At 68.6% G+C, this 15,420-nt stretch carries 11 protein-coding genes; 7 read left to right on the top strand and 4 right to left on the bottom strand.

Annotated elements, in window-relative coordinates; translation table 11 throughout:
- Window positions 1-58 precede the first annotated feature (58 nt).
- The 3 genes from GOHSU_RS09370 to GOHSU_RS09360 are packed head-to-tail and all read left to right on the top strand — an operon-like array spanning window position 59 to window position 2,742.
- On the top strand, window positions 59-625 hold the full coding sequence (locus GOHSU_RS09370; RefSeq protein WP_081597765.1) for a Rho termination factor N-terminal domain-containing protein: 567 nt from the start codon (window positions 59-61) through the stop codon (window positions 623-625).
- A 24-nt stretch (window positions 626-649) separates the two neighbouring features.
- Window positions 650-2,497: a SulP family inorganic anion transporter gene (locus GOHSU_RS09365; RefSeq protein ID WP_051139453.1), complete on the top strand. Its 1,848-nt coding sequence runs from the start codon at window positions 650-652 to the stop codon at window positions 2,495-2,497.
- A complete protein-coding gene (locus GOHSU_RS09360; protein ID WP_005940312.1) occupies window positions 2,494-2,742 on the top strand; it encodes a hypothetical protein in 249 nt (82 codons plus the stop codon). Before GOHSU_RS09365 ends, GOHSU_RS09360 begins: the two co-directional genes overlap by 4 nt.
- A gap of 11 nt (window positions 2,743-2,753) precedes the next feature.
- Here the strand turns inward: GOHSU_RS09360 and GOHSU_RS09355 are convergent, their stop codons facing one another.
- The 4 genes from GOHSU_RS09355 to GOHSU_RS09340 all read right to left on the bottom strand — a co-directional run bounded on the left by GOHSU_RS09355 (window position 2,754) and on the right by GOHSU_RS09340 (window position 6,974).
- A complete protein-coding gene (locus GOHSU_RS09355) occupies window positions 2,754-3,329 on the bottom strand; it encodes a LemA family protein (protein WP_005940308.1) in 576 nt (191 codons plus the stop codon).
- 66 nt (window positions 3,330-3,395) lie between these two features.
- Window positions 3,396-5,219 (bottom strand): DUF2207 domain-containing protein, encoded by a 1,824-nt coding sequence (locus GOHSU_RS09350; protein ID WP_005940305.1) that lies wholly within the window; start codon window positions 5,217-5,219, stop codon window positions 3,396-3,398.
- Between the two features lie 38 nt (window positions 5,220-5,257).
- The gene (locus GOHSU_RS09345) at window positions 5,258-5,860 is read right to left on the bottom strand and encodes a DUF937 domain-containing protein (protein ID WP_005940301.1); all 603 of its coding nucleotides are present in this window, start codon (window positions 5,858-5,860) and stop codon (window positions 5,258-5,260) included.
- A 109-nt stretch (window positions 5,861-5,969) separates the two neighbouring features.
- The gene (locus GOHSU_RS09340; protein ID WP_005940298.1) at window positions 5,970-6,974 is read right to left on the bottom strand and encodes an alpha/beta hydrolase; all 1,005 of its coding nucleotides are present in this window, start codon (window positions 6,972-6,974) and stop codon (window positions 5,970-5,972) included.
- Window positions 6,975-7,205: 231 nt separating this feature from the next.
- Here GOHSU_RS09340 and gltB point away from each other — a divergent pair, with 231 nt between their 5' ends.
- From gltB to GOHSU_RS09320, 4 genes are all read left to right on the top strand, one after another.
- Complete coding sequence (gene gltB / locus GOHSU_RS09335) at window positions 7,206-11,780, top strand: glutamate synthase large subunit (protein ID WP_005940294.1); 4,575 nt, start codon at window positions 7,206-7,208, stop codon at window positions 11,778-11,780.
- Entirely contained in the window at window positions 11,773-13,260 is a 1,488-nt protein-coding gene (locus GOHSU_RS09330) for a glutamate synthase subunit beta (protein WP_005940291.1), read from the top strand. Before gltB ends, GOHSU_RS09330 begins: the two co-directional genes overlap by 8 nt.
- 102 nt (window positions 13,261-13,362) lie before the next feature.
- Window positions 13,363-13,689 carry a hypothetical protein gene (locus GOHSU_RS09325; protein WP_005940289.1) on the top strand — a complete coding sequence of 109 codons (327 nt, stop codon included), beginning with the start codon at window positions 13,363-13,365 and terminating at the stop codon, window positions 13,687-13,689.
- Between the two features lie 280 nt (window positions 13,690-13,969).
- Window positions 13,970-15,256, top strand: coding sequence for an acyltransferase family protein (locus GOHSU_RS09320; RefSeq protein ID WP_005940286.1), 1,287 nt, complete (start codon window positions 13,970-13,972; stop codon window positions 15,254-15,256).
- Window positions 15,257-15,420 lie beyond the last annotated feature (164 nt).

Here is a 15,420-nt window from a genome sequence, read left to right as displayed (position 1 = left end):
AATAGAGCTGGTCGAACGACCAACTGATGTGACCGGAATCCGCCGGAGAGGGGCGAACATGGCTAGCAGCAATATGAAGAAGATGATCAAGCGGCTGAGGAACGAGGTCAGCCGACTCTCCGATGAGATCACCGTGCTGCGCAAGACGCTGACCGGACAGGCCGATAAGGAGCCCACACCGGCGCCGAAACCGGCCCCGGTAAAGAAGGCAGCCCCGGCATCTCCTGCCGCTCCGGCCGCTGCCAAGCAGGCGGCGCCGGCGAAGAAAGCCGCCACCAAGCCTGCTGCCGCCAAGCCCGCCGCCAAGCCTGCCGCCGCCAAGCCCGCTGCGGAGAAGCCGGCCGCCAAGCCTGCGGCACAGAAGCCGGTTGCTGCGGCGCCCAAGCCTGCTACCGCAGCTAAGCCCGCAGCTGCTGCGGCCAAGCCCGCTGCTGCCAAGTCTGCCGCTGCGAAGCCTGCTGCTGCTAAGCCTGCCGCGGACAAGCCGGCTCCGGCCGCGAAGAAGGCCGGTCCTGCCGCCAAGAGCAGCAAGACGGTCGCCGAGCTGCGTGCCGAGGCCAAGGCCAAGGGCATCACGGGCTACTCGACCATGAAGAAGGCCGAGCTGCTGGCCGCCCTGGCCTGAGCCGAGACGAAACACCGGGTCGGCATGAGGGGTACATCGTCGGGCCGTTTCGCCACTATCAGACGGCAGCTGGTGCCGCCCGCCTTCCGCGGATACCAGCGTGCCTGGTTGCGCGCGGACATCATGGCGGGGCTGGCGCTGGCCGCCGTCGCGATTCCGGAGGCGATGGGTTACAGCACCATCGCGCAGGTTCCGATCAGTGCCGGCCTGTACTCGATGATTGTTCCGGTCATCGTCTTCGGCCTCATCGGCGCCTCCCGGATCATGGTGGTCGGCGCCGATTCGGGGACCGCGGCGCTGCTCGCTTCGGGGATAGCGGGATTGTCGATCGCCGGGCTGGCGCCGTTCAGTGACGAATGGCTCGGCTGGGCCGGGTTGATCGCGATCGTCACCGCAGCGATGCTGCTGCTGGCTCGGCTGTTGCGGCTGGGCTTTCTGGGCGACTTCCTGTCCCCGCCGGTGCTGGTCGGCTTCTTGGCCGGCGTCGGAGTCCTGGTGATCACCGAACAGGTGCCGGGAATGCTGGGAATCGGGCACGGGGACCGGACCGATCCGAATGTGGTGAGCAAATGGATCCACATCATCACCTCGCCGGCCCAGATCCATTGGTGGTCGGTCGGATTCGCGGCGGTGACCTTGACGCTGATCTTCGCCGCCAGTCGGCTGCCGCGCCGGCTGCCGCTGCCGGTGCCGATCGTGATGGTCGTCGGGTCGATCATCCTGGTGATGGTCGCCGACCTCGACGTCCGTGTGGCGACGGTGGGCGAGTTCACCGGTGGCATGCCGAAGATCTCTCTGCCCATCGATGACATCTGGCACAAGATGCCGCTGGTGCTGACCATCTCTTTCGGCGCCCTGCTGGTGATTCTGGCGCAGAGTGCGGCCACCGCCCGCAGTTTCGCCCAGAAGAACGACGACGCCATCGACGTCGACCGGGACATCCTGGGGCTGAGCGCCGCCAATCTCGCGGCCGGCTTCACCGGCAGCTTCGTGGTGAACAGCAGCCCCACCAGAACCGCCATCGTCCAGGACGAGCGCGGCCGCTCGCAGCTGGCCAACATCGTGATGGCGCTGGTGGTCCTGGTCGCCACGGTCGCGCTGGCCGGACCGCTCGCGCATCTGCCCGAGGCGGTGATCGCGGCGATCGTCTTCGTCGTCGGTCTGCATCTGATCGACCTGCGTGCCTTCGGCCGGATCTGGTGGGTCCGCCGCAGTGAGTTCGTGATCGCGGTGGCGACCACCTTCGCCGTCGTGTGGTTCGGAGTCCTGACCGGGATCATCACCGCGATGGTGATCTCGCTGCTGCAGATCATCCATCGCCAATACCGGCCCGAACGGTTCGTCGTGGGGGTCGGCCGCGACGGGCGCCGCGTCTACGAAAGTGCCGGTCCAGGTCACCAGACCTTGCCGGGGCTGATCGTGTTCCGGTACGACGCGGACCTGTTCTACGCCAACGTCGGACGGTTCGCCGACGACGTGATGCGGCTGGTCAAGGGGGCTCCGGTACCGGTGCGCTGGCTGGTGCTGGACACCTCGGCGACGTCGGGAATCGATTACTCGGCCGCACACCAGCTTCGGCACCTGATCGACTACCTGCGGGCGATCGACGCCCGTTTCGCGCTCGCCGGGGTCACCCCGGAACTGGAGACATCGTTGCGTACCGCCCGGCTGATGGGTTACTTCGGCCCGGACGAGGTGTATCCCAGCGTCACCGACGCGATCAGCGCGTACCGCAGCATCGCCGGCCACACCGGTACGGAACCCATTGAGACCGGACCGGAGGTCGAGGCCACCGGTCCGGTCTCAGTCGACGGGGACCCCGATAAGGACGCCGATGGCAGCGATCCGCCGGGCGCTATTGTGAAAATATGACGAAACCCGTCCGCGAGACGCTCTGGTCGGTGCTGGCTACCGTGGTGTTGGCCGCTCGGCTGCTCGCGACGATCGGCGCCGTGATCTTCACGCTGATGTGGCTGGTGGCGGCAGTGCGCGACAGCCTGGTCAATCTCTGGCTGTGGTGGGCGCTGGGCTCGGTCCTGATGCTCGTGGTGAGCACCTATCTGTACAGCGTTCTGCGAGTGCGCTACCCCTCACGATCGCAGCGCTGGGAGGAATAACCCCCGCGGCCTCAGAACTGGACGTTCGGGGCCTGCGTCTGCCCGGCCGGAGCCTGGTAGAACTCGCGCGGCTTGACCCCGGCCATCGGTGCGAAGAACATCCACGGCAGGGTCTTGCAGGCCTGGTTCAGGCGCGAGACCGCGTCGTTGTAGTACTGGCGGGCGAACGAGAGCTTGTTCTCGGTCTCGGCCAGTTCGGTCTGCAGGGCCATGAAGTTCGGCGCCGCCTGCAGTTGCGGGTAGTTCTCGGCGACGGCGAACAGTCGTCCCAGTGCTCCGCTCATCTGCGCCTCGGCCGCTGCCTTGGCCGCGACATCGGATCCCTGGGCGGCCTGCTGCAGGTTGGCCCGGGCCGATGTGACCGCCTCCAGAACGCCGGCCTCGTGCGCCGCGTAGCCCTTCACGGTGTTGACCAGGTTCGGGATCAGGTCGGCGCGGCGCGTCAGCTGCACATCGATGCCGCCCATCGCTTCTTCGGCGGTGATATCGGCTTTGCGGAGCTTGTTGAAGCCGGTGATACCGAACACCACCAGCCCGGCGATGACCACCAGGATGATGATGACGATGACGAGAATGGCAGTACCCATGAGAATCCTCTTCCGGTGGGGATGTTGACAGTCATTATGCGCGGTCGCCGTCGCGGGGCGTACTGATCACCAGGAGCCGCCTCCGCCGCCTCCGCCACCGCCGCCGCTGAAGCCGCCGCCGAAACCGCCGCCTCCGCTGCTCCCGCTGGATGCGCTCTGCGAAGCGGTGTAGGCCGATAGCGACGACGACAGACTCGACTCGAAGCTGTCGAACGCCGATCCGCCGAAGCCGCCGGCTCCGCCGATGCCGCTGTGGGCGTAGAAGCCGCCACCGAACCAGAGTGGCTCGGGCGGTTCCTGGCCGGTGGCGTACCGGTACTTGTCCGCCCAGGCATCGGCGCAGTCGAAGGCGATGGCGTACGGGATGTAGTCGGTGAAGATCTCTTTGCGGGCACTGAAGTCGAGCCGCTCGGTATTGGACCGGGTCGACAGCAGCCGCTCGAAGCCGGCGGCCCGGGACCAGACCTCCCGGCCCAGGCGGGTGCGCCGGGTACCCACACCCGAGGACCACAGGCCCGCCCCGCCGATGGCGAACGCCGCCAGCGGCAGCACCCAGATCGAGGCGGGTACCAGATGGAAGACCAGCAGTGCGGCGGCGGCGATGACCGCCACTGCCACCAGCGTCCGGCCCATCATCTCCGAGGCGCTGTGGACCACCGTGCCGCTGGCCGCACCCCAGCCGCGGACCGAGCCGTCCAGGGCGGCCTGCGCGCCGTGCAGTTTCTGGCCGGCGGCCACCGAACCGTCGGCGCGGAAGGTGGCACCGCTGCGGCCCAGTCCCAGCGAGTTCAGCAGCGAGTTGTCGGCGGCATCGAGGGTGGCGGTGATCTCCGGGGTCACCTGCGAATGCACTGTCCAATCCCCGCCGTTGCGTTCGAGCCGGACCGCGCCGACGTCGGCCAGGTGGAACAGGGTCGCGATCAGGGCGCGGCGCGGCATCGCCTCGTTGGCGACGTAGAAGGTCTGAGCCGGCCCGAGCACCTTGCCGGGGTTCACCGGGTCCTCCGGCGGCGAGTACATCACCGGACGCAGCGGTGGCGCCTCCCGGCTGCGCAGGGCCAGCCATAGACCGGCGCCGAAGGTCAGCACCGAGATCACCAGGGCGGCCACCAGACCGGCCAGGGAACGGCCCAGCACCGGATCGAAACGGATCGACCAGGGCAGCACCGACCGCGCCGGCGCCGGGAACGGCAGATCGGCGCGCACGGCCACTCCAGTCATCGGCGGCAGTTCCCCGGTGGTCACCACGCGGGTGGTCTTGTCCGGGGCCGTGATCTGGCAGTCGATCCCGCGGTTGGTGGCGCAGGTGAACGAGATCGGCTCGTCGGGCAACCGGATGGTGCTCTGCGTCTTCTTGATCGTCATCTGCCAGCCGTCGGCGACCACACGCCACAGCAGCCGCGAGCTGGCGTCTGCGCCCCAACTGGAGGTGTCGCCGCGGTGGACCGGACTCGATCCGGCAGCCAGCACGCCGCCGACGCGGTAGCGCAGCACATAGGTGTGCTCGCCCGGTGTCACGTAGCGCTCGGCGTCACCGATCCGGGCCACCCGGAACCGGCGGCCCTGTTCCCAACTCAGCTCGAACGGCACCGCCGAGCCGTCCATCGTGATGCTGATGTCCTCGGGAGAAAAACGCACACCGCGGTTGCTGGTGTCGTTGAGATCCCAGAACCGGAAGATGCCGTGCCGTCCGTAGGGGAATTCGGCGGTGACCGTCTCGGTCGCATCCAGCGAGCCGTCCCGCGCGACGGTGACATCGGCCCGGTAGTCGGTGATCGTCACCGGATCGGCGCCGACCGAACCGCTGGGCGAGGAGAACGACATCAGCGGCAAAAAGATGCCGAACAACGTCAGGATCAGCACGGCCAGCGACAGGAGCAGGCGCTTCATGGACTCCGATCCTAGACTTCGACGCGCCGGTGGGGCGGCTACTTCCCGCCGAGAAGCCCGCCGAGGATCGAGCCGAGCGGATTGTTGCCGCCGCCCTTCCCGCCGCCGCCTTTCCCGCCGCCGAGCACACTGCCCAGGATGCTGCCCAGGGCGTTGTCGGCGCCGCCCCCGCCGCCGAGCATTCCGCCGAGCAGATCACCCAGTCCACCGGACTGACTCTGCGGGGCGCCCTTCTTGCCGCCCAACTGGGACATGACGTAGCTGAGCACGATCGGCGCGAGCATGGGAAGGAGCTTTTTGACCAGACCCTGATCGACGCCGGCGGCCGGGACCGCCCCCGACACACCCAGAGCCACGTCGTCGGTCTTGTCGCCGAAGAGCTTGCCGACGATCTTCTCGCCGTCGGCCACATCGACCTGGTCCAGAGCGATGTCCCCGGAGCTCAGATCGTTGTCGTGCTGCTCCAGCGCACCGACGAGCCGGGCGGTGGAGGCGTCGTCGCCGGTCTGCGCGGCCAGGCCGGCGACCAGGGTCGGCAGTGCCTGTGCCGAGGCGGCCCGGACCTCGTCCGGGCTGACACCGAGCTGGGCGGCGAGCTGATCGACCGGAAGCCGGTTGAGGAGGTCGTTGAGATCGGTCATGGTCGATACTGCTCCTTCTCCGGGTGGCCGGTGCCACGGTGAGCTCGATTCTGCCACGCCGCTCGTCGCCGCAGCCGCTTCTCCTCCGCGGCCGCACGGGGAGGTACCTCTAGGTCACGTAGGCATCGAGGAAGTCCTTCGCCTCCCGCAGAGCGATCCGGGAGTCGGGGGTGAAGTAGGGGAACATCTGGAACACGTGGCCCTGGTTCGCCCACGACTGCAGGGTCGAGCGGCCGCCGGCAGCCAGGATCCCGGCGTGAATGGCGCGGGCATCGTCGGCCATCACCTCGCGGGCGCCGTACTGGATCAGGGTGTCGGGCACCGCCATCTCGGGGCTCAGCTGGATCCGCATCCGCGGGTGGTCGGCGGCCGCGCCGCCGGTGTACAGGCGCAGCAGGCGCCGGGCCGCAGCGGCATCGATGTACGGGTCGCGCACCCCGGAGCGTTCCAGGGCGCAGGCGGTATCGAACGACGGATCGTACAGTGGAGAGATCAGCAGCATGGCCCGCGGCTGACCGACCCCGTCGCGGTGATTGGCGGCGATCAGGTCCTGGGCCAGATGGCCACCGGCCGAATCGCCGGCGACGATGATCTGTTCGGGCGCGAAGCCCTGGTCGAGCAGCCAGCGGTAGCCGCGCACGGTGTCGTCGCCGCCGGCCGGGAAACGATGCACCGGGCCCAGCCGGTAGTCGAGGCTGAAGGCCCCGATACCGCGGCGCCGGACCAGCCGGGAGACCAGACCGCGGTGGGTGCGCGGCGAGCAGATCAGATAGCCGCTGCCGTGCAAGTAGTACAGAATGCTGCGGCCGCTGGCCGGATCGGGGATCGCGCCGCCGTTGCGCCGGGACTCGTGCACCCATTCCCCGCGCACCTGGCCGTCGCCGAAGCGGGTCTTGACCACTGTGGTCCGGGTCCCGCGCGGCACCGGGCTGACCGCGGCCAGCGAGGAGTTGAGGGCCGGTTTCATCACCGGCAGCGTCGTGAGGACTCCGCTGGGCAGGCGGCCGACCACTCCGATCGCCGGGCGCACACTGCGCCAGACGAAGGCGCTCAGCGCGCGGGCCTGCGGCGACCCCGGGGCGGAGGGACCTGCAGAAACCGTTGTGTTGTTCACGGTTGAGACATTACGGCGGGATTGCCTCATTACGGGCGGGTTTCACCGGGGCCCGCCGCGCACTTTGCTGCCGCCGCGCATCCCGTGGCAGAATTACCGGTACTGCGCTCGGTTGATCCGAGCGGGCCAGCAACGAAGCTGATCTCCCCGGGCGGTGCCCTCGCATCGCGATCTCCGGGACTTCTCCAGTACGTAACAGTGCGCAGCGTGGCGTACGGAGTAGGCAGATCCATGATGCATTCGCCGGGGCCCGTCGGCCTCTACGACCCGATCAACGAACACGACGCCTGCGGTGTGGCCTTCGTCGTCGACATGTACGGACGGCGCAGCCGCGACATCGTCGAGAAGGCGATCACCGCGCTGGCGAACCTGGAGCACCGCGGTGCCGCCGGCGCCGAGCCGAATACCGGCGACGGAGCCGGCATCCTGTTGCAGATCCCGGACCGTTTTCTGCGCGAGGTGGTCGATTTCTCACTGCCGCCGGCCGGCCGGTACGCCACCGGCATCGCCTTTCTGCCGCAGAGCGCCGACGAGGCGGCCGAGGCCATGGCCGGTGTGGAGAAGATCGTCGACGCCGAAGGGCTGATCCTGCTGGGCTGGCGCACGGTGCCGGTCGAGGATGCCTCCCTGGGGGCGCTGGCGCGCGATGCCATGCCGACCATGCGGCAGGTGTTCTTCTCCGGGGCCGAGGGCATGGATCTGGAACGGCGGGCCTATGTGGTGCGCAAGCGGGTGCAGAACGAACTCGGTCAGCACGGAGCCGGAGCGGACGGACCCGGCCGCGAGACCGTGTACTTCCCGAGCCTGTCGGGGCAGACCATCGTCTACAAGGGCATGCTGACCACCCCGCAACTACCCGCGTTCTATCTGGACCTGCAGGACCAGCGCGTGGTCAGCGCCCTGGCGCTGGTGCATTCGCGCTTCTCCACCAACACCTTTCCTTCCTGGCCGCTGGCGCATCCGTTCCGTCGCGTCGCCCACAACGGCGAGATCAACACCGTCACCGGCAACGAGAACTGGATGCGGGCCCGGGAGGCGCTGATCGATGCGGCGATCTTCGGCGACAACGCCGCCGAGAAGATCTTCCCGGTGTGCACACCCGGCGCCTCGGACACCGCGCGGTTCGACGAGGTGCTCGAGCTGCTGCACCTGGGCGGGCGCAGCCTGCCGCACGCGGTGCTGATGATGGTGCCGGAGGCCTGGGAACGGCACGCGCACATGAAGCCGGCGCACCGGGCGTTCTACGAGTACCACTCGGCGCTGATGGAGCCCTGGGACGGACCGGCCTCGGTGTGCTTCACCGACGGCACCGTCGTCGGCGCGGTCCTGGACCGCAACGGGCTGCGGCCCTCGCGCATCTGGGTCACCAGGGACGGGCTGGTGGTCCTCGGCAGCGAGGTCGGCGTCCTCGACATCGATCCGGCCGAGGTCGTCTCCCGGCGGCGGCTGCAGCCGGGCAAGATGTTCCTGGTCGATACCGCGCAGGGTCGCATCGTCGACGACGAGGAGATCAAGGACGGCCTGGCCGCCGAACACCCGTATGCGCAGTGGCTGGCCGAGAACCAGCTGGCGCTCGAGGATCTGCCGGCCCGGCCGGTGGAGTCGATGGACCACGACGAGACGGTGCACCGGCAGCAGCTCTTCGGCTATACGACCGAGGACCTGCGTCTGCTGCTGACCCCGATGGCCGTGACCGGCGCCGAAGCGCTCGGATCGATGGGCACCGACACCCCGATCGCGGTGCTCTCGGCGCGGCCGCGGCTGCTGTTCGACTACTTCCAGCAGCTGTTCGCTCAGGTGACCAACCCGCCGCTGGATGCGATCCGCGAAGAGATCGTCACCTCGCTGGCCCAGCGCCTGGGCGGTGAACGCGATCTGCTGCATCCGGGTCCCGACTCGGCCCAGCAGCTCGTGGTGAGCCGGCCGGTCATCGACAACAACGCGCTGGCCCGGCTGGCCGGGATCGACGGGGAGGCTACCGGACTTCCCAGCGTGCGCCTGCACGGGCTCTACCCGGTGGCCGACGGCGGCGCCGGGCTGGCCCGGGCGCTCGATCAGGTCCGGACGCAGGCCTCAGCGGCCATCGCCGGCGGGGCGCGCATCCTGGTGCTCTCCGACCGCGGCTCGGACCAGACCCGGGCACCGATCCCGTCGCTGCTGCTGACCGCGGCGGTGCACCACCATCTGGTGCGGGAGCGGACCCGGACCCGGGTGGGCATCGTCGTCGAAGCCGGCGACGCCCGCGAGGTCCATCACTTGGCGCTGCTGCTCGCCTTCGGCGCCGGGGCGGTCAATCCGTATCTGGCCCTCGCCTCGATCGATCAGCTGGCGGTTCGCGGCGAGCTCGCCGGTCCTGCCGCCGCCGCACGCGCCAACTACCTCCAGGCGGCCGGCAAAGGCATCTTGAAGGTGATGAGCAAGATGGGCATCTCCACGGTGCCCTCGTACAGCGGCGCCCAGCTGTTCCAGGTGATCGGCCTGAGTCAGAGCCTGGTCGACGAGTACTTCACCGGCCTGCGCAGCCGGCTCGACGGCATCGGTCTGAACGAGCTGGCCGACGAGGTCGCCGCCCGGCACGCACGGGCCTTCAGCGAGCGGCCGTCCGAACGCGCCCACCGCGACCTCGAGGTGGGCGGCGAATACCAGTGGCGGCGCGAGGGCGAGTACCACCTGTTCAACCCGGAGACCGTCTTCAAACTCCAGCACGCCACCCGCACCGGGCAGTACACGGTGTTCAAGGAGTACACGCGGCTGGTCGACGACCAGTCGGCCCGGCTGGGTACGCTGCGCGGTCTGCTCGACTTCCACTTCGGCGATCGGGATCCGATCCCGCTGGACAAGGTGGAACCGGCCAGCGAGATCGTCAAACGCTTCTCCACCGGTGCGATGAGTTACGGCTCGATCTCCGCCGAAGCCCACGAGACCCTGGCCGTGGCGATGAATCGTCTTGGGGCACGGTCGAATTCGGGGGAGGGCGGCGAGGATCCGCGCCGGTACGCCCGCGCCGAGAACGGCGACTGGCGGCGCAGCGCCATCAAACAGGTGGCCTCGGGCCGCTTCGGTGTCACCAGCCACTACCTGAGCAACTGCACCGACATCCAGATCAAGATGGCCCAGGGCGCCAAGCCGGGGGAGGGCGGCCAACTGCCGCCGCACAAGGTCTATCCGTGGATCGCCGAGGTGCGCGGCAGCACGCCCGGCGTCGGGCTCATCTCCCCGCCGCCGCACCACGACATCTACTCGATCGAGGATCTGGCCCAGCTGATCCACGACCTGAAGAACGCCAATCCGCAGGCTCGGATTCACGTGAAACTTGTCTCGGAGCTGGGTGTGGGCACCGTCGCGGCCGGGGTCAGCAAGGCGCACGCCGATGTGGTGCTGATCTCCGGGCACGACGGCGGGACCGGCGCCAGTCCGCTGACCTCGCTCAAACACGCCGGTGCCCCGTGGGAGCTCGGCCTGGCCGAGACGCAGCAGACCCTGCTGCTCAACGGGTTGCGCGACCGGATCGTCGTGCAGGTCGACGGTCAGCTCAAGACCGGCCGCGATGTGATGATCGCGGCGCTGCTGGGCGCCGAGGAGTTCGGGTTCGCCACCGCACCGCTGGTGGTCTCCGGCTGCATCATGATGCGGGTGTGCCACCTGGACACCTGTCCGGTCGGGGTGGCCACCCAGAACCCGTTGCTGCGCGAGCGGTTCACCGGCAAACCGGAATTCGTCGAGAACTTCATGCGCTACATCGCCGAGGAGGTGCGTGAGCTGCTCGCCCGCCTCGGATTCCGGACGCTGGCCGAGGCCGTCGGCCACGTCGAGGTGCTCGACACCAGCAAGGCCCTGACGCACTGGCGCGAGGCCAAGGCCGGCCGCCTGGACCTGTCGCCGATCCTGACCGTGCCCGACTCCCCGTTCATGAACCAGGACCGCTACTGCACCGGCAGCCAGGATCACGGGCTGGACGCAGCGCTCGACAATGCGCTGATCGCCCAGGCCCGGCCGGCCCTGGAGTCCGGTGTCCCGGTGGTCCTGCAGAGCACGATCACCAACGTCAACCGGACGGTGGGCACCATGCTCGGGCATGAGGTGACCAAGGCCTACGGCGCCGCGGGACTGCCCGAGGGCACCATCACGATCGCGTTCACCGGTTCGGCGGGCAACAGCTTCGGGGCGTTCTTGCCGCGCGGGATCACGATGCGCCTGGCCGGGGATGCCAACGACTTCGTCGGGAAGGGGCTGTCGGGCGGCACGATCGTGGTGGCACCACCGGAGGAGGCCCCGCCCGGTTTCTGTGCGCAGGAGAACATCATCGCCGGCAACGTCATCGGTTTCGGCGGCACCGCGGGCAAGATCTTCCTGCGCGGCATGGTCGGTGAGCGCTTCTGCGTCCGGAACTCCGGCGTGGAGGCCGTCGTCGAGGGGGTCGGTGACCACGGCTGCGAGTACATGACCGGCGGCCGGGTGATCGTGCTGGGACCGACCGGACGGAACTTCGCCGCCGGCATGTCCGGCGGCATCGCCTATGTCTACGACCCCGACGGCCGGCTCCCGGCCCATCTCAACGACGAACTGGTGGGCCTGGAGGTCCCGGACATCGACGACCTGGACTATCTGCAGGAGATGCTCACCGAACACCGGGACCAGACGCGGTCGCCGGTGGCGGCCGGGATCCTGGACGACTGGGCGACGGCCCGGACCCGCTTCGCGAAGGTGATGCCTCGCGATTACCAACGGGTGCTTGACGCCATCGCCGTCGCCGAGCGCACCGGACGAGATGTGAACGACGCGATCATGGAGGCGGCTCATGGCTGATCCGAGAGGTTTTCTCAAGCACACCGAGCGGGACCTGCCGACCCGGCGACCCGTCGAGCTCCGGCTGCTCGACTACAACGAGGTCTACAACGAGTTCGACGGGCAGCGGCTGCGCACGCAGGCCAGCCGCTGCATGGACTGCGGAATCCCCTTCTGCCACAACGGGTGTCCACTGGGGAATCTGATTCCCGAGTGGAACGACCTGGTGTACCGGAACGACTGGGCCGCCGGCATCGAGCGGTTGCACGCGACGAACAACTTCCCCGAATTCACCGGCCGGCTGTGCCCGGCGCCGTGTGAGGCCTCCTGCGTGCTGGGCATCAACCAGCCGCCGGTGACCATCAAGCAGGTGGAGCTGGAGTTGGTGGAGAAGGCCTTCGCCGACGACACCGTCGTCCCGGTGATGCCCTCGAGAAGAACCGGGCGCAGCGTCGCCGTGGTCGGTTCGGGGCCGGCGGGCCTGGCCGCCGCGCAGCAGCTGACCCGGGCCGGACATGCGGTGACCGTCTTCGAGCGTGCCGACCGCATCGGTGGTCTGCTGCGCTACGGGATCCCCGAATTCAAGATCGAAAAGCACATCATCGACCGGCGGCTGGCCCAGATGGAGGCAGAGGGCACCGTCTTGCGCACCGGTGTGAACGTCGGGGTGGATGTGACCGCCGAGCAGCTGCGGAGCCGGTTCGACGCGGTGGTGCTGGCCACCGGTTCGACGATCGGGCGGGATCTGCCGATCCCGGGGCGTGACCTCGACGGCATCCACCAGGCGATGGAGTATCTGCCGCAGGCCAACCGGGCCGCGGTAGGCGACGACGATCGCGCCGATGTCTCATCGCCGGGTCGGTGCGGCCGACCGCAGATCACCGCGCGCGGTAAGAAGGTGGTCATCATCGGTGGGGGTGACACCGGTGCGGACTGTCTGGGGACCGCACTGCGCCAGGGCGCGCAGCAGGTGCACCAGTTCGAGATCATGCCGCGCCCGCCGGCCGAACGCGCCGCATCGACGCCGTGGCCGCTGTATCCCCTGATGTATCGGGTGTCCTCGGCGCACGAAGAAGGCGGCGAACGCGTCTTCAGTGTCAACACCGAGCAGTTCGTCGGCCGCAACGGGGCCGTCACCGGCCTCAAGGCGCACGAGGTCACGATGACCGCGGGCCGCTTCGAGAAGGTCGAGGGGTCCGACTTCGAACTGGAATGCGACCTGGTGTTGCTGGCGATGGGCTTTCTGGGTCCCGAACGTGCCGGTCTGCTCGACGAGCTCGGCGTCGCCTACGACGCGCGCGGGACGATCGCCCGCGACGAGCACTTCGCCGCCGACGGTCTGCCCGGGGTCTTCGTCGCCGGGGATGCGGGTCGCGGGCAGTCGTTGATCGTCTGGGCGATCGCCGAGGGACGGTCCGTTGCCGCCGCCGTCGACGTCTACCTGACCGAGAGCACCGAGCTGCCGGCCCCGATCGTCCCGACCCAGGTGGCGCAGCGATAGTGCCCGGACCTGGGGGCTCGGAACGTCCCACGGCCCGGACGTCGTGCTCTAATGAAGCCATCTGGACTGGAGATCCATCTGGACCGGAGATCGAGGAGTGAGATGAACAAGAAGTCCGCGACCGCTGTCATCGGCGCCTTCGCCGCACTGGGACTGCTGACCGCATGCAGTTCGGGCGACGAGGAGAAGACCACGCCGTCGAGCGTGTCGGTGCCGGCCAGCAGCGTCGAATCGTCGACGCCGGCCTCCTCGTCGGCGGTGAGCTCGTCGAAGGCCGCACCGAAGTCGTCGGCGGAACAGCCGGTGCAGCCGGTCGAGCCCGAGCCGGTGGTGCCGGAGGCACCGCAGGAGCAGCCGCAGCAGCAGGAGCAGCCACCGGCGGAGGTCCCCGAACTGCCGCAGGGTGGCGGCGGTCGCCCCGGCTACTGACCCGGCGATGACCCGGGTCAGTAGCCGGTTGCCGGAAGCACCGCCGGGCGGAACCGGACGGACAGACCGGGACGAGCGGTAACCCACGCCGAGCGTTCGTCCTGCCGCCAGGGCCCGGTGCGACGAATCGGCCGACTCGTATACTCCCAACGATGACCTCGGCCTCCTCACCTGCGCGACACCCCGAACCCCCGGGTGTGGGCCACTTGTGCCTCCGAGGCGCGCCCGGCCTCGCCGCTCGGGTCGCGACACGGTGCGACGCTGCGGGCCGGTTCCGCGGATGAGCGCTCCGGTCGACACCGCCGCCGATGTGCGCGGTGCCCGCCTTCCGTCGCTGACGGGGATGCGCTGGTGGGCCGCGCTGGCCGTCTTCGTCCTGCACGTCGTCGTTTTTCTGCCGATCTACCCGTTCTACGGGAGCGATGGCTACTGGGACCTGGCCAAAGCCGTGCCGATGCAGGTCGGTGCCGCGGGTGTGACGTTCTTCTTCGTGCTCTCCGGCTTCGTCATGTGGTGGACCCGGCGCCGCAACGACACCGAGGTCTCGTTCATGTGGCGGCGCATCAAGAAGATCTATCCCACGCACATCGTGGCGACGGTCGTGCTGATGCTGGTGATCCCGATTCCGATCGGCCGCCTGGACACCTGGCTGCCGGCGCTGGCGCTGATCCAGACGTGGTGGCCGAACTGGACGTCTTTGGGCGGGCTGAACGTGCCTGCCTGGTCGTTGGCCTCGGAGATGCTGTTCTATCTGACGTTCCCGTTCCTGGCGCCGCTGATCGCGCGCATCCCGGACCGGCTGGTCGGACGGGCGCTGGGGATTCTGTTCGCGCTGATCGTGGCCATGCACACCGCGCTGTATCTGTGGGCGCCCGGGGACAAGAGCACCGAGAACCTGTTCGGTGCCAGGGTCGCGTGGCCGGTGCCGGCCACGACGCAGGACTGGGGGTATAACGCCTCACCGGAGTTCTTCGCCCGCGAGTACGTCGGCTACGGCGATGTGGCGTACTGGTTCAGCTACTACTTCCCGCTGGTGCGGCTGCCGGAATTCTTCATCGGTGTGCTGGTCTGCCGGCTGGTGTTGATGGGGCGATTCCGCAATCAGCGCATGCTCTGGCCGCTGCTGGCCTTGGCGGGGACGTTCGCGGCGACCTGGTTCGTGCCGATCAACTTCAAGATGTCGGTGCTGATCCTGCTGCCGACGGCCGCGGTGATCGCCACGGCGGCCAACCGGGACGTGGCGGGCCGGCGCGGGCTGAACTCGACCCGGCGGATGGTCTGGTTCGGCGACATCTCCTATGCCTTCTACCTGATTCAGTATCCGGTGATGGTGATCGTCGTGCGCTATCTGGCCTCGGGCCGGGCCGGCGGATTCTGGGCCTGGCTCGGATATGCCGCGGTGGCACTGATCCTGTCGACGATCGCGGCGGCGCTGATCTATCAGTACGTCGACAAACCGATCACCGGGAGGAAGAAGACAGGCCGAAACAAGAAGGTCGGCCGACACGCGAACGGTGGGCTCACGGTGGTCGACATCGTGCAGCGCGACACCCGCGCGATCCCCTGACCTGCCGCTGTTCGGTCGGACCAGCGGCCGCTTGCTTCCCGCCGGCCGGTGTCATCTGCTCAGGGGAACCCGGCCCTAGCCGAACGCGCACTGTTAGGCTTTTCGCACACTCCGACTTCCAGGAATGGGGATTCATCGTGCGTGTCACCATGCGAAACGGTCTG

This window comes from Gordonia hirsuta DSM 44140 = NBRC 16056 (assembly GCF_000333015.1).
Lineage (GTDB): Bacteria > Actinomycetota > Actinomycetes > Mycobacteriales > Mycobacteriaceae > Gordonia > Gordonia hirsuta.
The sequence above is the reverse complement of the archived record's forward strand: the minus strand, read 5'-3'. Positions and strand labels throughout refer to the sequence as shown.

Coding starts and splice junctions, on each gene's coding strand:
- GOHSU_RS09350 (WP_005940305.1), bottom strand. CDS start 5,219: ATGAAGCGCCTGCTCCTGTCGCTGGCCGTGCTGATCCTGACGTTGTTC.
- GOHSU_RS09355 (WP_005940308.1), bottom strand. CDS start 3,329: ATGGGTACTGCCATTCTCGTCATCGTCATCATCATCCTGGTGGTCATC.
- GOHSU_RS09325 (WP_005940289.1), top strand. CDS start 13,363: ATGAACAAGAAGTCCGCGACCGCTGTCATCGGCGCCTTCGCCGCACTG.
- GOHSU_RS09370 (WP_081597765.1), top strand. CDS start 59: ATGGCTAGCAGCAATATGAAGAAGATGATCAAGCGGCTGAGGAACGAG.
- GOHSU_RS09320 (WP_005940286.1), top strand. CDS start 13,970: ATGAGCGCTCCGGTCGACACCGCCGCCGATGTGCGCGGTGCCCGCCTT.
- GOHSU_RS09345 (WP_005940301.1), bottom strand. CDS start 5,860: ATGACCGATCTCAACGACCTCCTCAACCGGCTTCCGGTCGATCAGCTC.
- GOHSU_RS09360 (WP_005940312.1), top strand. CDS start 2,494: ATGACGAAACCCGTCCGCGAGACGCTCTGGTCGGTGCTGGCTACCGTG.
- gltB (WP_005940294.1), top strand. CDS start 7,206: ATGATGCATTCGCCGGGGCCCGTCGGCCTCTACGACCCGATCAACGAA.
- GOHSU_RS09365 (WP_051139453.1), top strand. CDS start 650: ATGAGGGGTACATCGTCGGGCCGTTTCGCCACTATCAGACGGCAGCTG.
- GOHSU_RS09330 (WP_005940291.1), top strand. CDS start 11,773: ATGGCTGATCCGAGAGGTTTTCTCAAGCACACCGAGCGGGACCTGCCG.